The following is a 21,323-nucleotide window of genomic DNA, read 5'->3' as shown; positions in this document are numbered from 1 at the left end:
TTGGATGCAAAAGAAATCATCAAACGTGTAAAACGTATTGAGCTAAAAAGCAAGCGTAAAGCGAGCAACCTTTTTATGGGTGAATACCACAGTTCATTCAAAGGAAGAGGTATGATTTTTAGTGAAATTCGTCCTTATCAATATGGTGATGACGTTCGTAATATCGATTGGAATAAAACGGCTCGGTATAGCGAACCTTATGTAAAAGTTTTTGAAGAAGAACGAGAATTAACCATGTTTTTATTGGTTGATGTTTCGAATTCTGAAAACTTTGGAACACGAAAACAAATTAAAATGGAAACGATTGCTGAATTGAGCGCTACATTGGCTTTTTCGGCAATTACCTATAATGATAAAGTTGGTTTGATATTATATTCGGATCAAGTGGAGAAATTTATTCCACCCAAAAAAGGAAAACAACATGTGTTGCGTTTGGTAAGAGAAATTGTTTCTTACGAACCAAAAAGCAAGAAAACTGATTTGGCAGCGACGTTGGAAACATTTATAAATTTGGTTCGCCGAAAATCAAATGTTTTTATTCTTTCAGATTTTATTGATTCTTCTGATTATGAAAAAGCATTGCGAATCGTGGCAAAAAAACATGATGTGACTGGAATTAGAGTTTATGACGAAAAAGAGCAATCTTTTCCAGATGTCGGTTTGGTTCATGTGCAAGATAACGAAACAGGCGAAATTCGCTTGATAGATACTTCATCGAAGAAATTGCGTCAACAATATGCGCAATATTATCGCGATTTAGATCAACGTTATCAATCTATTTTCAAGAAAAATCATTCAGGCGCAATCAGTATTCGTACCGACGAAGATTATGTTCGCCCATTGTTAAACTACTTTAAAAGTCATAAAGCCTAATGAAGAATTTATTGCTTTTAGTAAGTTTTTTTATCTTTCAATTTTCGTTTGCGCAAGAAATTACACCAAAATTGGATCGCACGACAATCAAAATTGGCGAGATAATCCAATATGAAGTAAAAATTGATTACAAAGAAGGAGATAAAGTTGTTTTTCCTACGATTTCAGATTCAATTAATCATCATATCGAAGTTTTAGGTCAAAAAATTGACACTATAAAAACGGATGGAAAATCTGAAATTGTTCAACATTTAGAACTGACTGGATATGATGCAGGTAAATTTAATATTCCGTCATTTATCATTCAGAAAAATGGAAAAGATTTAACAACAAAACAACTTGAAATTGATATTCAAGATATTGCAGTTGATACAACGAAAAATGCAATTTTCCCGATAAAACCTGTAATGGAAGAAGAATATTCTATTGGAGATTATTGGAATAAATATTGGTTGTACGGCATTATTGCCTTGATTTTATTTATCATTGGAATTGTTTTGGTTGTATTATATGTTCGCGCAAAATCGAAATTATCTGGTAAAGATTCGTACAAAACGCCTTATGACGAAGCGAAAGCAAGTTTAAAAGCGTTGGATGCCAAGAAATATTTGAAACGAGGCGAACAAAAAGAATATTACACGCAATTATCATTTATTGTAAGACGATATTTAGGACGTATTTATAACTTTTCTGCATTAGAAATTTTGTCGGATGATTTAGTAAAATATGTTGCGACAAAACCAGATGTTTTACCAGAAGATGTACAGAAATTTAAACAATTTTTGTTCGATGCTGATTTGGTAAAATTCGCAAAACAAGAGTTTGATGAACCGACAAATACTTCGCACCGAAATTGGGTAGATGAATTTGTAGATCGTGTAAAACCATTAGAAATTCCAGAGAATGAAGATTTGAAAAAAGACCAAGTGACAGGAGAAAAATATAAACAGTTTAATAACAATTAGGAATGCTAAATTTTGAGTTTCAAAATCCTTGGATCTTACTCTTATTGCTTGCTTTGCCTTTCTTTATTTTCAGAGAAATTCGCAAAACGAGCCAGAAAAAAGCATCCTTAAAATTACCTTCGCTCAAAGCATTTGGAGGTGCAAAAAGTTCGTTAGCGACGTACAAACCACTTTTATTTTTGATGCGAATTATCGCAATGGTTTTGTGCATTGTTGCTTTAGCTCGTCCACGTTATGTAGATGTTACGACAAAAGTAAAATCGGACGAAGGAGTTGATATTTTATTGACTGTAGATACGTCATTGAGTATGTTAGCGCGCGATTTGAAACCAGATCGTTTAACAGCGTTAAAAGAAGTTGCAAAAGACTTTTCACTTGGAAGAAAAACGGACAGAGTTGGTTTGGTCGAATATTCTGGAGAAGCTTTGACACGTGTTCCATTAACAACAGATCGTGATGTTTTGATACAAGAAATCGAAATGTTACATTCTGGTAGTTTAGCTGATGGAACAGCAATTGGAGTTGGTTTGGCAACAGCTGTTAATCATCTTAAAAATAGTAAAGCAAAATCTAAAGTAGTTATTTTGATTACAGATGGTGTTGAAAGTGTAAATCCTTCTGGAGATTTGATGTATGTTTCACCGAGACAAGCCGCTGATATTGCAGCAGAGAAAGGGATAAAAGTATATACAATTGGTATTGGAACAAACGGAATGGCGCCTATGCCTGTTGGTTACGATATGTTAGGTGATTACGTTTTTGAGATGCGTCCTGTACAAATTGACGAAAAACTGTTAGAAGAAGTTGCAGATAAAACTGGAGGTTTATATTTCCGTGCAACAAACAATGAAAGTTTGAAAAACATTTATAACGAAATTGATAAACTTGAAAAAACAGAGATTAACGAAGTCAAATATTATAATTATACCGAATTGTTTGCACGATTCTTATTGCCTGCATTCATCATTTTGGTATTAGAAGCCATTTTACGAAGAACCGTTTTTAAAGAATTAATCTAATGCAGTGGGGAGAATTACATAATATTTGGTTGATGATTTTATTGTTTGTCGTTATTTTTCTATCGATAACAGTATTTCAATGGCGCGAACGTGTAAAGAAAACATTTGCAGATAAAGAACTGTTTCCATTTGTTTTTCCAATCACTTCTTCAAAGCGTTATGGTTTCAAAATCATTGCATTTTGTGTGGCTTTATTTTTAATGGTAATTGCATTGATGGATCCACTTTATGGTGAACGAGATGTGCAAGTAAAGCGCGAAGGAATTGATATGGTTTTCTTGTTAGATTTATCAAGCTCGATGAATGCGCAAGATGTCGCTCCTTCTCGATTAGAAAAAGCAACAAAATTAATCACAGAAACATTACATCAATTAGGCGGAGATCGAGCTTCTTTGGTTGCGTTTGCAGCGAATGCTTACACAATTTCTCCATTGACAAATGATTATGCTGCAATCGAAAGTTATTTGCAAAATGTTAATACTGAGTTAATTTCGAGTCAAGGAACAAATTACTTAAATGCGATTCAGGAAGCTGCAAAAACATTTAAAGGATCGGCGAATACAAGTAGATTAATTGTGTTAATTTCGGATGGAGAAGACAACGAAAATACAGTTAATCAAGCTTCTAAAATAGCAAAAGATAACGGAATTCATATTGTAACAGTTGGTGTTGGAACAGATAAAGGAGCTCCAATTCCGATGTACTACAATGGCTACGCCGAAGACTATAAAAAGGACGAAACAGGTTCTACAGTTATTACAAAATTAGAAGATAAAAATCTTCGCGAATTGGCACAAGATACAAACGGAACTTACATTCATTTGGATAATACACAAGATGCATTATCCGCACTATCAATGTACAAAGCTCGATTAGATAAAAACGAAATTGCTAACTCTACAACAAGAGATATGAATCACATTTATCAGTGGTTTTTAGCGGTTGCGGTTTGTTTACTTTTTGTGGAATTATTAACATCTGAATATAAGATTTTTAACAAAAAGAAATAGTAAGTTTGTATGGTAAAATGATGTACTTTTTAAAACAAATAGGATTTTTAGGAATAATGCTTTTATCCGTTTTTGGTTACAGCCAATCGAAAGCGAAAAGCTACATTATTGAAGGTAACGAGTATTATCAAAAAGGAAAATTTGATAATGCAGAAGTTTCCTACAAGAAAGCTACCATGGAAGATCCAACTTCTGTCAAAGCAAATTACAATTTGGGAAATGCCTTATTTCAACAAAAACGCTACAAAGAAAGTATAGCGCATTACAAACGTTCTGCTGAAGTATCTAAAACGAATAATGATAAACATTTGGCTTATCACAATTTGGGAAATGCTTTTATGCAGGAAAAAGATTATCAAAATGCTGTTGATAATTACAAACAAGCCTTACGAAATGATCCAAAAGATGATGCAACACGTTATAATTATGCATTAGCCAAAAAAATGTTAGAAAAAGAACGTGAGAAACAAAAAGATCAGAATAATAAGGATAATAAAGATCAAAACAAACAAGATCAAAATAATCAGCAAAAACAACAACAGCAGCAAAATAAACAGAATCAACAAAACCAAAATAACCAAAAGCAAAATCAGAATCAATCTCAACAACAACAATCTGATCAGCAGAAACAGCAAAATCAAGGAGGAAATCCGAAAGCTGGTGGTGAAAATGGAAACAATAAAGGACAAGGAAATAATCAATCTCCAGAAATCAAACAAGGAAATAATGGAGACGGAAAAGAACAAGATAATGCAAAGAATAATTTGGGAGACGGTTTGCTAAAAGCATTGCAAAATCAGGAAGCCAAAACCCAACGAAAAATTATTCAACAAAAAGCAGAAAAACAACGAACAACAACATCTAAGGATTGGTAATGACAACGACAAGCGTTTTAAATAGCTTTTTAGTGTTTGCCTTAACGTCTATCACAGCGTTAGCACAACAAATTTCTTTTAAATCTGATGCAGATAAAACACAGGTCAGTTTAGGAGAAGCATTTAGCGTGGGCTTTTTTATCGAATCTAATACAGATAGTTATTCGATTGATCAACCAATGAAATATCCTCCACATAATGGATTACAAATTGTAGGTGAACAACGCTCGCAAAATGTTTCTTATGTGAATGGAAAAGGAGTGATAGAAGAAGGAATTATCCTTGCTTTTGTTGCTGAAAAAGAAGGTAAATACCACATTGGAGCTGCTAAGATTGTGATTAATGGAAAAACCTATACATCGAAACCTGTCGATGTTGTAGTGAAAGGAACAGGATTGACGCACAACAATTTTAGAAGCAACACTTCGCAGCCTGTTTTTCTACAAAGTAAAGTTTCGAAAACGAATCCTTATGTGAACGAACAAGTTGGTTTATCAGTAAAATTATACGTAAAAGATTTATCTTATCTTAATCGTAAACAAAACTTTCGTCAAGGAAATTTAGACGGATTAAGCCCAAAAATTGTAAAAAGCTCTCCCGAAAATATCAAGCAAGAAATTGTTGGAGGAAAACAATATTTCTCCGAAGAAATTGCACGTTATTATGTTTTTCCTCAAAAACCAGGAAAGATAGAAATCGATCCGTTTTCGGTAGATGTGGTGTTGCCAACAACGTATGGAGCGGAGCCTGTAGAAGTGCGTAGTAATCCAGTTGTGATTAATGCAAAAGCACTTCCAGAAGAAGGAAAGCCAAAGAATTTTAGCGGTGCAGTTGGTCAATTTAAAATGAACGCTTCGGTTGATAAAAAAGAAGTTACAACCAATGAAAGTGTAAATTTTGATGTTGAAATTATTGGAACAGGAAACTTTAATACGATTAATTTACCTGAAATTACGACGCCAAAAAATTTAGAAAAATTTGCGCCGAAAAAACGTGATGCATATAAAACCTATGATACAGGAATGAAAGGAAAAGTTGCTGAGCAAACAGTTCTTGTACCAAATATTGGAGGAGAATATACGATTTCGCCTGTAGAATTTAGTTATTTCGATCCTGTTAAAGAGAAATATGTAACCTTGAAATCAGATTCGATTAATTTGTCTGTTTCAGGTTCTAAAACTTCTTCTGCAACTGCTATAGCATCTAATTCACCAGATTCGACAATTTCTGAAAAAATAGAAGAAATGACGAATGATGTAAAAGAAGGAAAAAGCGGTTGGTTGTGGTTAACAGGTGGCTTAATTGCATTGAGTGCCGGAAGTTTATTTTTGATGAGAAAGAAAAATAATTCGACACAAAAGCAAACAATAGAACCAAAAATAAAACCGCTTAACGAGCAAAATAATTACGAAGCTTTTCAACCAAAAACAGAAACCCAAAAGTTTACTTTGGTTGAAAAACCAACGATAAATTCGAATCAAATTTCTGCTGAATTAGATGAATTGAAGCAAAAAATAAACGTTGAAGACCAAAAAGATTTTTATCAATTACAAGAAAATATTTTGTGTAATGCCGCGCTATTAAAAACGAATACAGATTTAGCTCATTTTTCTGACGAGGTGATTGCAAATAAATTGATCGAAAATGGTGTGAGCGAATTAGCTGTAGAACAATGGAAATTGTTGCTGAACAACGCACGACAAGCTAAATATGCCCTTGGTGGTTTGCATCAAAATTTAGAAGAAGTTTTCGAAGCAACGCTAAATATTTCCGAAGAATTATTACGAAAATAAATTTCAAGTTTTTTAGATAGTAAAAGGGACAATCTCAGTTTTGAGTTGTCCCTTTTATTTTACAATTCATCCATCATATTTTACAATTCGGTAACATATAATTTCAAACGAAAAGTGTTTGTAAGAACTTTGACTCAACAAATTAAAAAACACAAATGATGAAAACAATTTTCTTAACAAGCGCAATTTTATTCACTGTATCAACTTTTGCACAAAAGAATTTTGAATCAGATATGAATAAAACTTTAACGGAATGGAACAAAGGAAATCATTCTTCTGAAGTTAATTTTAAGCAATTAATAAATGATTATCCAAATGAATGGTTGCCTAAATATTACTTGACTTTTTCTGAAGTTTTGAAAACGTTCGAATCAAAAGATATTGCTAAAAATGAAGAAATTCTTTTGAATGTAAAAACTCAAATCGATGATTTAGTCAGAAATAATCCATTAAATGTAGAAATTCTAAATTTAAAAGCGTTGTATTTAACAGCAGAAATTGTGCAGAATCCAATGCAAAATGGAGCAATTTATTATCCAGAAGTAGTACAAATCTATCAAAAATCGTTGATGTTAAATCCAACTAATCCGCGTTCTGTTTTAGGTTTGGCTGAGTTTAATATCAATGCTGCAAAATATAGAGGAATGGATATTACACAAGATTGTAAAAATGTAAAAAAATCTTTAGCTTTATTTAATGCTGAAAAGCCAAAAAATAATGAACCGATATGGGGAAAAAATCGTGCCGAAGCCTTGTTGAATAACGAATGTAAAAACGTACTATAATGATAGCTTTAGTTGCACAATTTATTCACGAAATTATTTTTTGGTTAATTAATTTGATTGCTTGATATGGATAAGTATTATAAAGGATATTTGAGATTATTTTCATTTGTATTTTCATTTGCAATTTTAGTATATGTATTTGATTTTAGTACAATTAATTTTCAAAATAATTCAAATTTTGATTTAGGTGTAGAAGTAGGCTTGTTAACAGGAAACTTTCTAAAATTTGTTGCTTTAGGGTTGGTCTTTTTAAAATTCTTAGAAGGAATTATTGTTTCTGACAAAAAGTTAATTGTTCGTAATATTTTGATTCTATTTGTAATCAATGTTTTGATTTATAGCGTGATATTTTTTACATCTCCAAATGTATCATTCAATCAATTTTTTCATCCAGAAGCTATCAAATATTTTATCGGATATTTTTCGTTCAGTGTTGCAGCATCTTTTGTGAATACAAGCATTTTTAATGAATATAGAATAGATGTACCAGATTCGCCTAAACCAGAAAAAGTTTTAAGAAAGTATTTTTTACGTTCTATTATTTATACGTTGGTATTGTATTATGTATTCGTGGAGTTTGCGAATCTCCTTTTGCAGAAATATATTTTTTACGATCAATCGATCAATTATCTTTTAGTTGCAGTTATCACGGTTTTCTTTTTGTTTTTATTCTTTATTATCGATCGAAAGAAAAATAAATTAGAACGTAAAATTGTTATCGAATCAACAAAAGCAGAAACAGCAACTGCACAATTCGAAACCTTAAAAAGTCAATTAGACCCACATTTTTTATTCAATAGTTTGAATGTTTTAACTGGTTTGATTGAAGAAAATCCAGATAATGCGATAGATTTTACAACATCGCTTTCTAAGATTTATCGATATGTTTTAGAACAAAAAGACAAAGAAGTTGTGTCGATTCAAGAAGAAATAAATTTTGCAAAAACCTATGTCAACCTTCTAAAATTAAGATTTGAAAATAGCATCGATTTCGAAATTGAACAAATAACTTTCTCTGAAACCGAATTTATTGTGCCACTTTCTTTGCAGATTTTATTAGAAAATACAATCAAACACAATATTGTATCTGATCAAAAACCTTTGAAAATTAAAATTTATAAAAAAGATAATTATTTGATAATTGAAAATTCTTTCCAACCAAAAGAAACCATTAAAGATTCGACAGGAATTGGGCTGAAAAATATTATTAATCGTTATCAATTAATTTCTAACCGAGAAGTGAACATCGAAAAAAATGAACAACTATTTCGTGTAGAACTTCCCATATTAACACAAAAAAATACAACTATGAATACACAAAATTTTGACGAACAACAAGCTTATTTACGTGCAATAGAGCGTGCAAAAGAATTGAAAAAGTTTTATGCGCATTTAGGAACTTATGTTGTAATGAGTTTATTCTTTTTTATTCTGAATTTAGTTACAAATAATGGACATTGGTGGTTTTATTGGCCAGTTTTAGGTTGGGGATTGGGCGTTGCACTAAATGCTGTAAAAGTTTTTGCGTATGGTTCTGGTTGGGAAGAGAATAAAGCCAAAGAAATCTTGGAAAAAGAGCAAAATAAAAAGTGGCAATAAATGAATTTTATAAATCAAATAAAGCAAACAAATTGGGTTAGAATAATTATTTTTTATGGATTGATATTAATCGGAACTTTTCTGATTCGTAAATGTCCTAATTTTTTACAATTGATTTTTGGAGGTTTAGTCGATTTTCAACTGCCTTGGAATATGAATCATGGGTTGATTATTTTTCTAATTAGTTTACTTTTCTATAAATTCTCTAAAGTTAAAAAAGAAGTCTCTCTTCTAGGAAAAGAAGGTTTCAAAACATTGATTTTTCCATTTATATTACTCGTTGGTTATTCAATTTATGGGATAAATAACGATTACGGAATTAATAAACATTTGTGGGCAGCGATTTTTATTTCTGTTACGTTGCTTTATGATATTATGGAAGAATATACGTGGCGAGGTTATTTGAATGATGCTTTAGGCAATATATTTTGGATAATAAAAAGCATTATAACGGGAATATTTTGGGCAGTTTGGCACTTATTTATTTTTAAAGATTTCGATCAGTTTGGAGGTTTTGGAATTTTTATGTTATTGTGCATTGTTTTTTCTTTTGTATTAACTTTTTCAACAATTCGAACAAAATCGATTATCGTTCCAGCTACAATTCACGCTTTAATGGCTAAGACAAATCTTGCAACATTGATCATTTTTGTCATTATACTTGCTTTATTATTTGTTTGGAACAAAATTTTTGAAAGAAAACCGATTCGTGAATTAACTTAAAAAAAACTATGAAAATACTAATTATAGAAGATGAAAAGCCTGCAGCGCGTTTATTAAAGCGACGTGTAGAAAAATTGGGTTATCAAATACACGAAATGTTGCACTCTGTAGAAGAAAGTGTAGCGTGGTTGAAAACGAATCCAAATCCTGATTTAATTTTTCTGGATATTCAGTTATCAGATGGGTTATCATTTGAGATTTTTAATCAAGTAGATGTTTCGTCTGCGATTATTTTTACGACTGCTTATGACGAATATGTATTGAAAGCGTTTAAACTAAACTCGGTTGATTATTTGTTGAAACCTGTTGATGAAGAGGAATTGAAGTTTGCTATTGAAAAATTTGAAAGACAATTTCAGCAAGCATCTTCAAGTTTCAATCTAAATGAATTGAAAAGTCTTTTTTCGAATAATCAAACAGAAAAATTTAAAGAACGTTTTTCGATTAAAATAGGAACATCAATCAAAATTATAGAAATCGATAATATCGAATGTTTTTTTAGCGAAAACAAAGCAACGTATATTCATACAAAAGAAAACCGAAATTATTTGGTAGATTTTTCGTTGGATAAAGTGGAAGAACAAATCGACCCGAAAAAGTTTTTTAGAATTAATCGTAGTCAAATCATCCAAATCGATTCGATTAAAGAAATTACAATGTATTCTAATTCAAGATTAAAAATAATTTTGAATACTTACAATGAACAAGATATGATTGTGAGTCGCGAAAAAGTGGCAGATTTTAAGAATTGGTTGGATTAAGAATTGATTTATTGCTTTTTTATGAAAAATTGTTCATAAAAACTTCTATTTTTGCATCAACCAATTAATTATAACTAAATACGAATGGAAAATATAATATCATTTTTTCAGAAATTCTCTTTCAATCAAATCGGAACAACTTTCGCCGTACTTTTTGCAGTTATCGATATTTTAGGAAGTATTCCAATTATTGTAGGAATTCGGAGCAAAGTTGGACATATTCAGTCCGAAAAAGCCTCGATTGCAGCAGGAATTATGATGATTTCGTTTTTGTTTTTCGGAACAAAAATTTTGAAATTAGTTGGTGTTGATGTTCAGTCATTTGCTGTGGCTGGTGCATTTGTGATTTTTATCATCGCTATTGAAATGATTTTAGGAATTGAGATCCAGAAAGGAGTCGAATCTAACTCTGCATCCATCGTTCCTATTGCGTTTCCGTTAGTTGCGGGTGCGGGATCGTTGACAACTGTACTTTCGCTTCGTTCGCAGTTTGCAGATATTAACATTGTGATAGCGATTATATTAAATATGTTAATCGTATATTTGGTGCTGAAATTCGCAGGAAAACTCGAAAAATGGATGGGACCTGGCGTTTTATCGGTACTGAAAAAAGTATTTGGAGTAATTTTATTGTCAATCGCAATCAAATTATTTACGTCAAATATCGGTGCATTGTTTATGAATGAAATTAAAATTTAAAAATTCATTATCTAATGAAAACATATATTTATATCGCGACAATCGTTTTGTTGATAGGTTTAGGTTACAACCTATATGAGATGGATTATAAAGCTGGTTTTATGGCTGAAGAAAACTTTCGTAGCGTTTTAGGAATTGGAGCATCAGTTTGTGGATTAATTTTAGTATCTGTATACTTTAGTTTTTTCAGATTGCAAGCAAATCTTAAGAAATAAACAGTTTTACAACTTATAATAAATGAAAAAGATTAATCCTAGGATTAATCTTTTTTTGTTTGTATCGCTTCGTTTAATTTTTCTAATAAAGTTTTGACAGATTGTTCTATCACCTCAAAAGGTTGATGTTTTGTAGAAGTATAAATCATCACCAAATCAACCGAATAATTTTCATTAGGTTCAAGTAACAATTTATTCAATCTGTAAGCTTCTTTAGCACGACGTTTCAATAAATTTCGATCAACCGCGTGTTTGAATTTTTTCTTTCCAACACTTACTCCTACTCTTATATTGTAATCCGCTTTCGGTTTGATTTTGTAGACAAATCTAATCGGATGAGAAACAAATGTTTTTCCATCAGAAAACAATTCATCGAATGCTTTTCTGCTTTTAAGTTTCTCATTCTTACCAAAAGTCAATTTCATATTGCTAAATTCTACGTAAATTTGTAACTGCAAAAGTAAGTATTCTAAAAAGTTTTAGAATTATGTAACTTTGAAAATAATTTATTTTTATTTAAAACAAAAAAAGAACAATATGTATCCAGCAGAAATAGTAATGCCGATGAAGGCTCAGTTGACTTCTAATGGTTTTGAAGATTTAACTACTCCAGAACAAGTAGAAGCAGCAATCAAACAAGAAGGAACAACTTTGGTAATGGTAAATAGTGTTTGTGGTTGTGCTGCAGGTGCTGCAAGACCAGGAGTTGTAATGTCATTAGATAATGATAAAGTTCCTACACATTTAACAACAGTTTTCGCAGGATTTGATAAAGATGCTGTAGCAAAAGCACGTGAGTTTTTTGCTCCATTTCCTCCAAGTTCTCCAGCTGTTGCTTTATTCAAAGATGGTGAATTAGTACATATGTTAGAGCGTCACCACATCGAAGGACACTCTGCAGCAGCTATCGCAGAAAATTTAAAAGCAGCTTACAACGAGTTTGCTTAAGACTAAATTTGAAGGTTATTTCAAAAATATTTTAAAAAGTGGAGCAATTTGTTCCACTTTTTTTGTGTTCAAAATTCTTATAAAAAAGAGTTTTATAAATTTTAATTCGAGGAAAAGTTTAAAAACCTGAATTAACATCATAACATAAAATATATCATATCAAATTGATTGCTAAACCTATGAAATAGAGAAAAATGTATCAAAATAATCTGTAAATTAGCAATTCGAAATTTTTTAATATATTATTTAATAAACAAATGAGAATAGCAGTCGTAGGCGCTACCGGAATGGTCGGCAGAGTTATGCTCCAAGTTTTGGAAGAAAGAAATTTTCCAATCACTGAAATTATACCAGTAGCATCAGAAAGATCAATAGGAAAAACTATTGAATACAAAGGAAAAGAATACAAAATTGTATCAATGCAGGATGCTGTAGAAATGCGAGCTGATATCGCAATCTTTTCAGCAGGTGGAGAAACTTCCAAACAGTGGGCGCCTAAGTTTGCAGAAGTCGGAACAACTGTAATTGACAATTCATCGGCTTGGAGAATGGATCCAGATCGTCCGTTGATTGTACCAGAAATCAATGCAGATATTTTAACAACAAATGATAAAATTATCGCAAATCCTAACTGTTCAACGATTCAATTGGTAATGGTTCTTAATCCTTTACACAAAAAATACGGAATTAAACGTGTAGTTGTTTCTACTTATCAATCAGTTACGGGAACAGGTAAAGATGCTGTGGAGCAATTGAATGGAGAAATTGAAGGACGTGATGTAGCGAAAGTTTATCCATACCAAATTTTCAAAAATGCATTGCCTCATTGTGATGTGTTTGATGAAGAAACAGGTTATACAAAAGAAGAATTGAAATTGACTCGTGAGCCTCGTAAAATTATGCGTGTGGATGAAATGAATATTACAGCTACTGCGGTTCGTGTTCCTGTGCAAGGAGGACATTCGGAGTCGGTGAATATTGAATTTGAGAATGATTTTGATTTAGCCGAAGTTCGCAAATTATTAGCAGAACAGGAAGGTGTAACAGTACAAGATAATCCAGACACAAATACTTATCCAATGGCTTTCTATTCAGAAGGGAAAGACGATGTTTTTGTAGGTCGTATTCGTCGTGATTTATCTCAACCAAATGCATTAAATTGTTGGATTGTTGCGGATAATTTACGCAAAGGAGCAGCTACAAATGCGGTTCAAATTGCAGAATATCTAGTAAAACACAATTTAGTTGGATAATATTTTCAATTAAAAACTTATATAAAGTCGCTCTTGTAGCGACTTTTTTATGTTTAATGAATAAGTTTTCAGAACTTTAACAAATATTTTACGCTATCAAAGCAACCATAAGCGTAATTTTCGCATCTAAACACTGAGAAAGAAAAAGTATTTTGGACGAAAAACAACTCATAAAAGCTTGTATCAACAATGATTCGAAAGCACAGCGGCTGCTTTACGAAAAATATGATGCGCGATTTTTTGCGGTTTGTAAACGTTATTTTACCGATATACAACAAGCGGAAGATGCGTTGGTAAAAGGTTTTTTGAAGATTTTTCAGAATCTTGAAAATTATTCGTTCGAAGGAAGTTTTGAAGGATGGATGCGAAGAATTATGATTAATGAATGTTTGATGGAGTTGCGGAAAAATAAAATTTTTCACCTTAATGTAGACGATTACTCCTCTTCTATTTCATCTAATCAAGAAGCTTCGCAACAAATCGAAGAAGATGATGTGATGAAACTCCTCGATTATCTACCCGAAGGCTGTCGTCTCGTGTTTACCCTTTACGTTATTGAGGGATATAAGCACAAAGAAATTGCCGAAAGTTTGGGCATTACAGAAGGAACATCTAAATCGCAACTTAATTTAGCGAAGACGAAATTGAAGGATATGTTAAGTAAGAATGAAAATATAAAATCAAATTTATCGTGAACACAAACGATCCAATAGAAGATTTATTTCGATCAAGAAGTAGCGAAACAGTCGGCGAAAAGCCGAGTGATTTGGTGTGGAAACGTATTGAATCTGGTTTGCAGAAGGAGGAAAAGAAGAAGAAACCTATTCGCGAATTTGTTTCGAGTGTATGGTTTTCTGCTGCCGTTTTCGCGTTGATTGCGATTCCTTACTTTGTGCTTTTTATCGAGAATATTAATACTGAAAATAGAGAAAATTCACTTGAAATTGTCAAAACAAATGTCCCAGTTATCGAGCAATCGCCTGCTGAACAAGAAGAAATAGTGGTTTTGGAATCGAAAGATAAAGATTTGGAAAAACCTCTAGAAATAGTAAAGAATGATAAAGTTACAAAACAGCCTGTTTATAAAGTAATTGAAGGACATTCTGCTAGTGTAATTGCTGACGAAGGATATTTTCCTCAATTATCTAATGCTTCTGCATCGAATGCTCCAGTTACTTTATCAGCACCGCAAGCGATGGAAGCTCGTTCTAAGGTTTTAGATTCAATAGAAAAAGAAAGACAATATGCTAAAACAAGTAATCAGAATTTGGGTTCTATAAAAGATTCAGTTATTTCGGATAAGTTAGCTGGAAAAGCTTCTGGTATTGTAGTTGCAAATGGTGTAAGCAGACAAAATGCTAAGCTAAAAGATACTTCTGATGTGATGAAAATGACGGTTGTTGCAGAAACACGTGCTGCAAATGCTTCGTTAGAAACAGCTTCGGTGATGGAAGTTTCGCCAAAAAAATCTGTAATTGACAAATCTGCAATTGTTTATAAACCTTTAAAGTTTACAGTAAAATCGGATATTTTACGTACTAATTTTAAATTACAAAAGAAATTAAAAGATAAAATTTCGTTTGAAAGTACAACGAATAATCTTGTCATTACATTTGAGAAAGTAAATGATAAGATTGTTTTAATAACAAACGAACCAAAGGTTGATGCGACGCTTTTGGGAGTTTTGGAAAAAAATAAAAAAGAAATATTTAAATATTATAATAAATAGAGATTAAAAAAAGGTTCGCTTTTAGCGAACCTTTTTTTAATTATTTCCATATAAATTTATTGCATTTTCTTTGTCTTGATTCATCGCGATGATTAAATCATCTAACGAATCAAATTTCTTTTCATCTCGCAAATGTCCTAAAAATTCAAGGCGAATTGTTTCTCCATAAATATCTCGATCAAAATCCAAAATATTCACTTCTACTCGATGTTCACGAGAATTGGTAACCGTTTCTCTAAATCCGATGCTTAATAAACCTAAATATTTCTGATCATCCACAAAAACATCAACCGCATAAACGCCATCTTTTGGAATTAATTTATTGGGATCAACTTGTAAATTAGCGGTAGGAAAACCAAGTGTACGACCAATTTTGTCACCATGAACAACTTCTCCAGAAAGCGGATATTGATAGTTCAACGCTTTATTCGCATACGCGATATTTCCTTCGATAAGTGCATTTCTAATTTTTGTAGAACTCACCGCCACATCATTTTCTTCGACAGCTTGCAATTGAATCAAATTGAAACCATATTTTTTCGAAAGAACTTGTAATTGTTCAAAATTTCCTTCTCTATTTTTCCCGAAATGATGATCGTAGCCAATCACTAGCGTATCAATATTAATTTTATCAACCAATAAATTCTTGACAAATTCGACAGAAGTTACTTGCGAAAAATCTGTTGTAAACGCTTGAATAATCAAATGTTCTAACCCAAATTGACGCAAAACATTTTCTTTTTCCTCTAAAGTGTTCAAAAATTTAAGATCACAATTTGGTTGTAAAACCATTCGAGGATGTGGATTAAAAGTAATCAAAACACTTTTTCCATCAATTTCTTTTGCAATTGTATTGAGTTGTTTTAGAATAGATTGGTGTCCAATGTGCACACCATCAAACATGCCCAAAGTAAGGACAGGACGTTTGATTGGTTTGATTTCTTCTAAGGATTGATAAACGTTCACTAAAAATGATTTTGCACAAAATTAAGGCTTTCAAATCGAACTTCAAATCTATTTTTAATTTCCTTTGATTGTAATATTCTGATTACTAATCAAAATATTATGACAAAAATCTTAAAAAGTATATAAATTATACAATGTTTTTAACTTACCTTTGCACCCAAATAAAATAAACTAAATCATTTCATATAATGGCAAATCAAAAGAAAGGTAAGATTGCACAGGTTATTGGACCTGTAATTGACGTTATTTTTGATAACGCAGAAGGCCTTCCAAATATTTATGATGCATTAGAGGTTCCTCGTCAAGGAAAAGAAACATTAATTCTTGAAGTTGAGCAACACATCGGTGAAGATACTGTACGTTGTATCGCAATGGATAGTTCTGATGGTTTACAAAGAGGTCAAGAAGTTATCGCTTTAGGAAAACCAATTATGGTTCCTATCGGAGAAAACATCAAAGGACGTGTATTTAATGTAGTTGGAGATGCTATTGATGGTTTAGGGAATTTAGACAAAGAAAATGGTTTACCTATTCACCGTCCAGCTCCAAAATTCGAAGAATTATCAACATCTGCAGAAGTTTTATTTACAGGTATTAAAGTAATTGACTTAGTAGAGCCATACGTAAAAGGTGGTAAAATTGGTTTATTTGGTGGTGCCGGAGTAGGTAAAACAGTATTAATTCAGGAGTTGATGAACAACATCGCAAAAGGACACGGAGGTTTATCTGTATTCGCTGGTGTTGGTGAGCGTACTCGTGAAGGTAATGACTTAATGCGTGAGATGATTGAAGCTGGATTAATTAATTACGGTGAAGATTTCATGCACTCTATGGAAGGTGGATCTTGGGATTTATCTAAAGTAAACAGTGAAAACATGAAAGAGTCTAAAGCAGCTTTCGTTTTCGGACAAATGAATGAACCTCCAGGTGCACGTGCTCGTGTTGCTTTAACAGGTTTAACATTAGCTGAATATTTCCGTGATGGAGATGGACAAGGTCAAGGACGTGACGTATTATTCTTCGTAGATAATATCTTCCGTTTTACACAAGCAGGTTCTGAGGTTTCTGCCTTATTAGGACGTATGCCATCAGCCGTAGGTTATCAGCCAACATTAGCAACTGAAATGGGTGCTATGCAAGAGCGTATTACATCTACTAAAAACGGATCTATTACTTCTGTACAAGCGGTATATGTACCTGCCGATGATTTAACTGACCCTGCGCCAGCTACGACTTTCGCGCACTTAGATGCTACAACGGTATTAGATCGTAAAATTGCTTCATTAGGTATTTACCCAGCGGTAGATCCATTGAACTCTACATCTCGTATCTTATCACCAGCAATTATTGGTAAAGAACATTACGAAACAGCACAACGTGTAAAAGAAATCTTACAACGTTACAATGCTTTACAAGATATCATCGCGATTTTAGGTATGGAAGAGTTATCAGAAGAGGATAAGTTAGTTGTACACCGTGCACGTCGTATCCAACGTTTCTTATCTCAACCATTCCACGTTGCAGAACAGTTTACAGGTATCCCAGGTGTTTTAGTAGATATCAAAGATACAATCAAAGGATTCAACATGATCTTAGATGGTGAAGTTGACCAATATCCTGAGGCTGCATTCAACTTACGTGGTACAATCGAAGAAGCGATTGAAGCTGGAGAAAAAATGTTAGCAGAAGCTAAATAATATAATTTAACCATATAAAGAGTGCTTACGTTTCTTTTCTTTTTGAAAGTTGCTAAGTACTCTTTTTTTTAAAAACAATAGGATTATGCACTTACAAATTATTACGCCAGAATTCGTAGTTTTCGATGCAGAAGTAGATGCTGTTACTTTACCAGGTAAAGATGGTGAATTTCAGTTATTAAATAACCACGCTCCTATCGTTGCAACTTTAGGTGAAGGAACAATTAAAATTAAAGTTCACACAAAAACTTTCGAAGATTTCGATAATCAATCTGGCAAAGTTTACACTTCTCCATCAAACGAATCTACATTATTGTTAGATATCAAAGGAGGAACAATTGAAATGAGCAATAATAAAGTAATCGTTTTAGCAAACTAATTACTTTTTTATCATAAAACTTAAAAGGAGATCAATTTTGATCTCCTTTTTTTATATTTTCTACTTAATATTCTCTTTTTTACTTCAAATTTTATTCTGTTTAAATCCTTTTTATAGATTTCGAAAGAAATATTTTTAGCTTTTTGGTATAAATATTCTTTTTAAATTAAGTTTATAGATTTATTTTCTAAAAACAAAATGTAAATTTCATTATTCAGAAAATTATTCTAATTTCACATCAAATATAAAACTACAAAATGTAGTTAGAAATGAATAATTTTTAAAGATGAAGTACAATTCTAAAAAACATTCTTTTGGACACGGTGTCCTGCTTCAGAGCATCTATAATTGTATCAATAGTAAAATTCGAATGTGCAGCTGCTAATTTCAGCTAACTAACCTACCCTACTATTTATTAATCGTAGTCACATTCAAAACAATTTTATTATGTCAACAGAAAAACAATTACATTTCGATACTTTACAAGTACACGCAGGTCAGGAAGTAGACCCAACAACAGGCTCTCGCGCTGTTCCAATTTATCAAACATCTTCTTATGTATTTAATGATGCCGAACACGGAGCAAATTTATTTGCTTTGAAAGAATTTGGTAACATTTACACAAGAATTCAGAATCCAACAACCGACGTATTCGAAAAACGTATTGCTGCGCTGGAAGGAGGTGTTTCAGCATTAGCAGTTTCATCGGGACAAGCGGCACAATTTATTGCTTTAAATAATATTTTAGAATCAGGAGATAATTTTGTTTCAGCTTCTAATCTTTATGGCGGAACATATAATCAATTCAAAGTTGGTTTTAAGCGTTTAGGTGTTGATGTTCGCTTTGCTGAAGATGAAGATCCAGCTAAAATTGAATCATTAATTGATGAAAATACAAAAGCGATTTATGCAGAAACGATAGGAAATCCGAGTTTTAATGTTCCAGATTTTGAAGCAATCGCTGTAATTGCGAAGAAACATAATATTCCATTTATTGTGGATAACACATTTGGTGCGGGCGGTTATATTTTCAAACCTTTAGAACATGGAGCAAATGTTGTTGTAGAATCTGCAACAAAATGGATCGGAGGACATGGAACTTCGATTGGAGGCGTGATTGTAGATGGTGGAAATTACGATTGGGGCAACGGAAAGTTTCCACAATTTTCAGAACCATCGGAAGGTTATCATGGTTTAGTTTTTTCTGATGTTTTCGGAATTAATGGTCCTTTTGGAAATATTCAATTTATTATTCGTGCCCGCGTCGAAGGTTTGCGCGATTTTGGTCCTGCCATTTCACCGTTCAATTCTTTTTTATTGTTACAAGGTTTAGAAACGTTGTCGTTAAGAGTTCAGAAACATTTGGACAATACGTTAGAAATTGCGCGTTGGTTAGAACTTCATCCGCAAGTTGAAAAAGTGAATTATCCTGGATTAATTACTTCTCCAAGTCATCATTTGGCAAAAAAATATTTGAAAAATGGTTTCGGAGCTGTTTTATCATTCCAAATTAAAGGTGATGCAGACAAAGCGAATCAATTTATTGATAGTTTAAAATTGATTAGTCATTTGGCAAATGTTGGCGATGCAAAATCGTTAATTATTCATCCTTCTGCAACAACTCATCAACAACTGAGCGATGATGAACAAAAATCTGCTGGAGTTTTTCCTGGTTTATTGCGTCTTTCTGTCGGAATTGAATATATTGATGATATCAAAAATGATCTTCAGCGAGCTTTTGATAAAATTAAGTAAACAAAGTATTATTAGCTATAAATTAATTCAGTGAATTTTCATCAATATAATTATACAAAACCATTTCAATTAGAAAATGGTCAAATTCTCGAAAATTTAACCATTGCTTATCATACAGCTGGAACATTGAATCCCGAAAAAAACAATATCATCTGGGTTTGTCATGCTTTAACGGCAAATTCGGATGTTTTCGATTGGTGGGCTGGTCTTTTTGGAGAAAATGAATTGTTCAATCCAAAAGATCATTTTATTATTTGCGCCAATGTGATTGGTTCTAATTACGGAACAACAAATCCGTTGTCTACAAATCCTGAAACAAATTCACCTTATTATCGAGATTTTCCTACAATTACGATAAAAGATATGGCAAATGGGCATCAATTGTTAGCAGACCATTTAGGAATTTCGACTATTCATTTATTAATTGGTGGTTCACTCGGTGGTCAACAAGCGTTAGAATTTACGTTGCTGAATCAAGTTAAAGTGGACAATTTAGTTTTGTTGGCGACGAATGCAATACATTCTCCTTGGGGAATTGCGTTCAACGAATCTCAGCGTTTAGCTATCGAGGCAGATGCAACTTTTAACGATAAAACTGAGAATGGAGGAAGAAATGGATTGATTGCAGCACGTACAATTGCGATGTTGTCTTATCGTACCTATATTATATATGAACAGAAGCAAAAAGACGAGGATTCTGTTTACAACGATTTCAAAGCGTCTTCTTATCAAAAATATCAAGGTGAAAAATTAGCAAATCGATTCAATGCACATTCTTATTGGACACTTTCGAAAGCGATGGATTCACAAAACTTGGCTCGAAATAGAGAATCTTTAGAGAAATCTTTGGCTCAGATTTCTTCGAATACTTTAGTGATTGGAATTTCTTCGGATATTTTATTTCCCCCAAAGGAACAAAAATTTATAGCGAATCATATTCCAAATGCAAAATTTATCGAAATAGATTCTATTTTTGGACACGATGGTTTCTTGGTCGAATTACAAGAATTAAATACAATTTTGGAACATCTCGTATAATATTATGAAATGAATAATTATCTGAAGCTCGATTTATTCGAGCTTTTTTTATTTATAAATAGATTCTACTTCGTAAAATTTCTCTCGAGTCGTTCCTTCAAAAGTATCCATTTTACTTTTCTTTTGTTCAAGAAAAGCAAAATGTCTAATCATTTTGTGCGGTAAAAACGAAGTTTTAGAATCTAAAATCTAATATCTCACTTCTCACATCTAAAAAAAACAAAAAATATTTCCCATCGTA

At 32.3% G+C, this 21,323-nt stretch carries 22 protein-coding genes; 20 read left to right on the top strand and 2 right to left on the bottom strand.

Going from position 1 to position 21,323, the window contains the following annotated elements:
• The 12 genes from B4E59_RS01465 to B4E59_RS01410 all read left to right on the top strand — a co-directional run bounded on the left by B4E59_RS01465 (position 1) and on the right by B4E59_RS01410 (position 11,317).
• Positions 1-873, top strand: coding sequence for a DUF58 domain-containing protein (locus B4E59_RS01465; protein WP_286495658.1), 873 nt, complete (start codon positions 1-3; stop codon positions 871-873).
• A complete protein-coding gene (locus B4E59_RS01460) occupies positions 873-1,838 on the top strand; it encodes a BatD family protein (protein ID WP_291050888.1) in 966 nt (321 codons plus the stop codon). Before B4E59_RS01465 ends, B4E59_RS01460 begins: the two co-directional genes overlap by 1 nt.
• Before the next feature lie 2 nt (positions 1,839-1,840).
• Positions 1,841-2,857, top strand: a complete 1,017-nt coding sequence (locus B4E59_RS01455; protein WP_291047415.1) for a vWA domain-containing protein — start codon at positions 1,841-1,843, stop codon at positions 2,855-2,857.
• The gene (locus tag B4E59_RS01450; RefSeq protein ID WP_291050885.1) at positions 2,857-3,867 is read left to right on the top strand and encodes a vWA domain-containing protein; all 1,011 of its coding nucleotides are present in this window, start codon (positions 2,857-2,859) and stop codon (positions 3,865-3,867) included. Before B4E59_RS01455 ends, B4E59_RS01450 begins: the two co-directional genes overlap by 1 nt.
• 17 nt (positions 3,868-3,884) lie before the next feature.
• Positions 3,885-4,742 carry a TPR repeat aerotolerance protein BatC gene (gene batC, locus B4E59_RS01445; RefSeq protein ID WP_291050883.1) on the top strand — a complete coding sequence of 286 codons (858 nt, stop codon included), beginning with the start codon at positions 3,885-3,887 and terminating at the stop codon, positions 4,740-4,742.
• On the top strand, positions 4,742-6,535 hold the full coding sequence (locus B4E59_RS01440) for a BatD family protein (protein ID WP_291050881.1): 1,794 nt from the start codon (positions 4,742-4,744) through the stop codon (positions 6,533-6,535). Before batC ends, B4E59_RS01440 begins: the two co-directional genes overlap by 1 nt.
• A 158-nt stretch (positions 6,536-6,693) precedes the next feature.
• A complete protein-coding gene (locus B4E59_RS01435) occupies positions 6,694-7,320 on the top strand; it encodes a hypothetical protein (RefSeq protein WP_291050879.1) in 627 nt (208 codons plus the stop codon).
• 66 nt (positions 7,321-7,386) lie between these two features.
• Positions 7,387-8,919 carry a histidine kinase gene (locus tag B4E59_RS01430; RefSeq protein WP_180905517.1) on the top strand — a complete coding sequence of 511 codons (1,533 nt, stop codon included), beginning with the start codon at positions 7,387-7,389 and terminating at the stop codon, positions 8,917-8,919.
• Positions 8,920-9,642, top strand: a complete 723-nt coding sequence (locus B4E59_RS01425) for a CPBP family intramembrane glutamic endopeptidase (protein WP_260509601.1) — start codon at positions 8,920-8,922, stop codon at positions 9,640-9,642.
• A gap of 8 nt (positions 9,643-9,650) precedes the next feature.
• Positions 9,651-10,403, top strand: a complete 753-nt coding sequence (locus B4E59_RS01420; protein ID WP_219034073.1) for a LytR/AlgR family response regulator transcription factor — start codon at positions 9,651-9,653, stop codon at positions 10,401-10,403.
• Between the two features lie 84 nt (positions 10,404-10,487).
• The gene (locus B4E59_RS01415) at positions 10,488-11,102 is read left to right on the top strand and encodes a MarC family protein (RefSeq protein WP_125350575.1); all 615 of its coding nucleotides are present in this window, start codon (positions 10,488-10,490) and stop codon (positions 11,100-11,102) included.
• A gap of 14 nt (positions 11,103-11,116) precedes the next feature.
• Positions 11,117-11,317: a hypothetical protein gene (locus B4E59_RS01410; protein ID WP_125350576.1), complete on the top strand. Its 201-nt coding sequence runs from the start codon at positions 11,117-11,119 to the stop codon at positions 11,315-11,317.
• Positions 11,318-11,361: 44 nt separating this feature from the next.
• Here B4E59_RS01410 and rnpA read toward each other — a convergent pair whose 3' ends face one another.
• Positions 11,362-11,742, bottom strand: coding sequence for a ribonuclease P protein component (gene rnpA, locus B4E59_RS01405; protein WP_125350577.1), 381 nt, complete (start codon positions 11,740-11,742; stop codon positions 11,362-11,364).
• Between the two features lie 112 nt (positions 11,743-11,854).
• On the opposite strand from rnpA, the gene B4E59_RS01400 reads away from it, so the two are divergent.
• From B4E59_RS01400 to B4E59_RS01385, 4 genes are all read left to right on the top strand, one after another.
• Entirely contained in the window at positions 11,855-12,265 is a 411-nt protein-coding gene (locus B4E59_RS01400; protein ID WP_038336154.1) for a BrxA/BrxB family bacilliredoxin, read from the top strand.
• A 257-nt stretch (positions 12,266-12,522) separates the two neighbouring features.
• Positions 12,523-13,518, top strand: a complete 996-nt coding sequence (locus B4E59_RS01395) for an aspartate-semialdehyde dehydrogenase (protein ID WP_038336152.1) — start codon at positions 12,523-12,525, stop codon at positions 13,516-13,518.
• Positions 13,519-13,670: 152 nt separating this feature from the next.
• Positions 13,671-14,213: an RNA polymerase sigma factor gene (locus tag B4E59_RS01390; protein WP_291047424.1), complete on the top strand. Its 543-nt coding sequence runs from the start codon at positions 13,671-13,673 to the stop codon at positions 14,211-14,213.
• Positions 14,210-15,247, top strand: a complete 1,038-nt coding sequence (locus B4E59_RS01385) for a hypothetical protein (RefSeq protein WP_291047426.1) — start codon at positions 14,210-14,212, stop codon at positions 15,245-15,247. Before B4E59_RS01390 ends, B4E59_RS01385 begins: the two co-directional genes overlap by 4 nt.
• Positions 15,248-15,283: 36 nt before the next feature.
• Here B4E59_RS01385 and B4E59_RS01380 read toward each other — a convergent pair whose 3' ends face one another.
• Positions 15,284-16,213: a bifunctional riboflavin kinase/FAD synthetase gene (locus B4E59_RS01380; protein ID WP_286495649.1), complete on the bottom strand. Its 930-nt coding sequence runs from the start codon at positions 16,211-16,213 to the stop codon at positions 15,284-15,286.
• 188 nt (positions 16,214-16,401) lie between these two features.
• Between B4E59_RS01380 and atpD the strand changes: the two genes are divergently transcribed.
• The 4 genes from atpD (at position 16,402) to B4E59_RS01360 (ending at position 21,082) form a co-directional block, all read left to right on the top strand.
• Positions 16,402-17,910 (top strand): F0F1 ATP synthase subunit beta, encoded by a 1,509-nt coding sequence (gene atpD, locus B4E59_RS01375; protein WP_114998651.1) that lies wholly within the window; start codon positions 16,402-16,404, stop codon positions 17,908-17,910.
• An 85-nt stretch (positions 17,911-17,995) separates the two neighbouring features.
• Positions 17,996-18,289 (top strand): F0F1 ATP synthase subunit delta/epsilon, encoded by a 294-nt coding sequence (locus B4E59_RS01370; protein ID WP_280038257.1) that lies wholly within the window; start codon positions 17,996-17,998, stop codon positions 18,287-18,289.
• A 447-nt stretch (positions 18,290-18,736) separates the two neighbouring features.
• Positions 18,737-20,044 carry an O-acetylhomoserine aminocarboxypropyltransferase/cysteine synthase family protein gene (locus tag B4E59_RS01365; RefSeq protein ID WP_291050876.1) on the top strand — a complete coding sequence of 436 codons (1,308 nt, stop codon included), beginning with the start codon at positions 18,737-18,739 and terminating at the stop codon, positions 20,042-20,044.
• 30 nt (positions 20,045-20,074) lie between these two features.
• Positions 20,075-21,082, top strand: coding sequence for a homoserine O-acetyltransferase family protein (locus B4E59_RS01360; protein ID WP_291050873.1), 1,008 nt, complete (start codon positions 20,075-20,077; stop codon positions 21,080-21,082).
• Positions 21,083-21,323 lie beyond the last annotated feature (241 nt).

This window comes from Empedobacter sp. UBA2044, from assembly GCF_002333005.1.
In the GTDB taxonomy this organism is placed as follows: Bacteria; Bacteroidota; Bacteroidia; order Flavobacteriales; family Weeksellaceae; genus Empedobacter; species Empedobacter falsenii_B.
The sequence above is the reverse complement of the archived record's forward strand: the minus strand, read 5'-3'. Positions and strand labels throughout refer to the sequence as shown.

Coding starts and splice junctions, on each gene's coding strand:
- B4E59_RS01455 (WP_291047415.1), top strand. CDS start 1,841: ATGCTAAATTTTGAGTTTCAAAATCCTTGGATCTTACTCTTATTGCTT.
- B4E59_RS01430 (WP_180905517.1), top strand. CDS start 7,387: ATGGATAAGTATTATAAAGGATATTTGAGATTATTTTCATTTGTATTT.
- B4E59_RS01365 (WP_291050876.1), top strand. CDS start 18,737: ATGTCAACAGAAAAACAATTACATTTCGATACTTTACAAGTACACGCA.
- B4E59_RS01420 (WP_219034073.1), top strand. CDS start 9,651: ATGAAAATACTAATTATAGAAGATGAAAAGCCTGCAGCGCGTTTATTA.
- rnpA (WP_125350577.1), bottom strand. CDS start 11,742: ATGAAATTGACTTTTGGTAAGAATGAGAAACTTAAAAGCAGAAAAGCA.
- B4E59_RS01450 (WP_291050885.1), top strand. CDS start 2,857: ATGCAGTGGGGAGAATTACATAATATTTGGTTGATGATTTTATTGTTT.
- B4E59_RS01425 (WP_260509601.1), top strand. CDS start 8,920: ATGAATTTTATAAATCAAATAAAGCAAACAAATTGGGTTAGAATAATT.
- B4E59_RS01440 (WP_291050881.1), top strand. CDS start 4,742: ATGACAACGACAAGCGTTTTAAATAGCTTTTTAGTGTTTGCCTTAACG.
- B4E59_RS01460 (WP_291050888.1), top strand. CDS start 873: ATGAAGAATTTATTGCTTTTAGTAAGTTTTTTTATCTTTCAATTTTCG.
- batC (WP_291050883.1), top strand. CDS start 3,885: ATGATGTACTTTTTAAAACAAATAGGATTTTTAGGAATAATGCTTTTA.
- B4E59_RS01435 (WP_291050879.1), top strand. CDS start 6,694: ATGAAAACAATTTTCTTAACAAGCGCAATTTTATTCACTGTATCAACT.
- B4E59_RS01395 (WP_038336152.1), top strand. CDS start 12,523: ATGAGAATAGCAGTCGTAGGCGCTACCGGAATGGTCGGCAGAGTTATG.
- B4E59_RS01370 (WP_280038257.1), top strand. CDS start 17,996: ATGCACTTACAAATTATTACGCCAGAATTCGTAGTTTTCGATGCAGAA.
- atpD (WP_114998651.1), top strand. CDS start 16,402: ATGGCAAATCAAAAGAAAGGTAAGATTGCACAGGTTATTGGACCTGTA.
- B4E59_RS01410 (WP_125350576.1), top strand. CDS start 11,117: ATGAAAACATATATTTATATCGCGACAATCGTTTTGTTGATAGGTTTA.
- B4E59_RS01400 (WP_038336154.1), top strand. CDS start 11,855: ATGTATCCAGCAGAAATAGTAATGCCGATGAAGGCTCAGTTGACTTCT.
- B4E59_RS01415 (WP_125350575.1), top strand. CDS start 10,488: ATGGAAAATATAATATCATTTTTTCAGAAATTCTCTTTCAATCAAATC.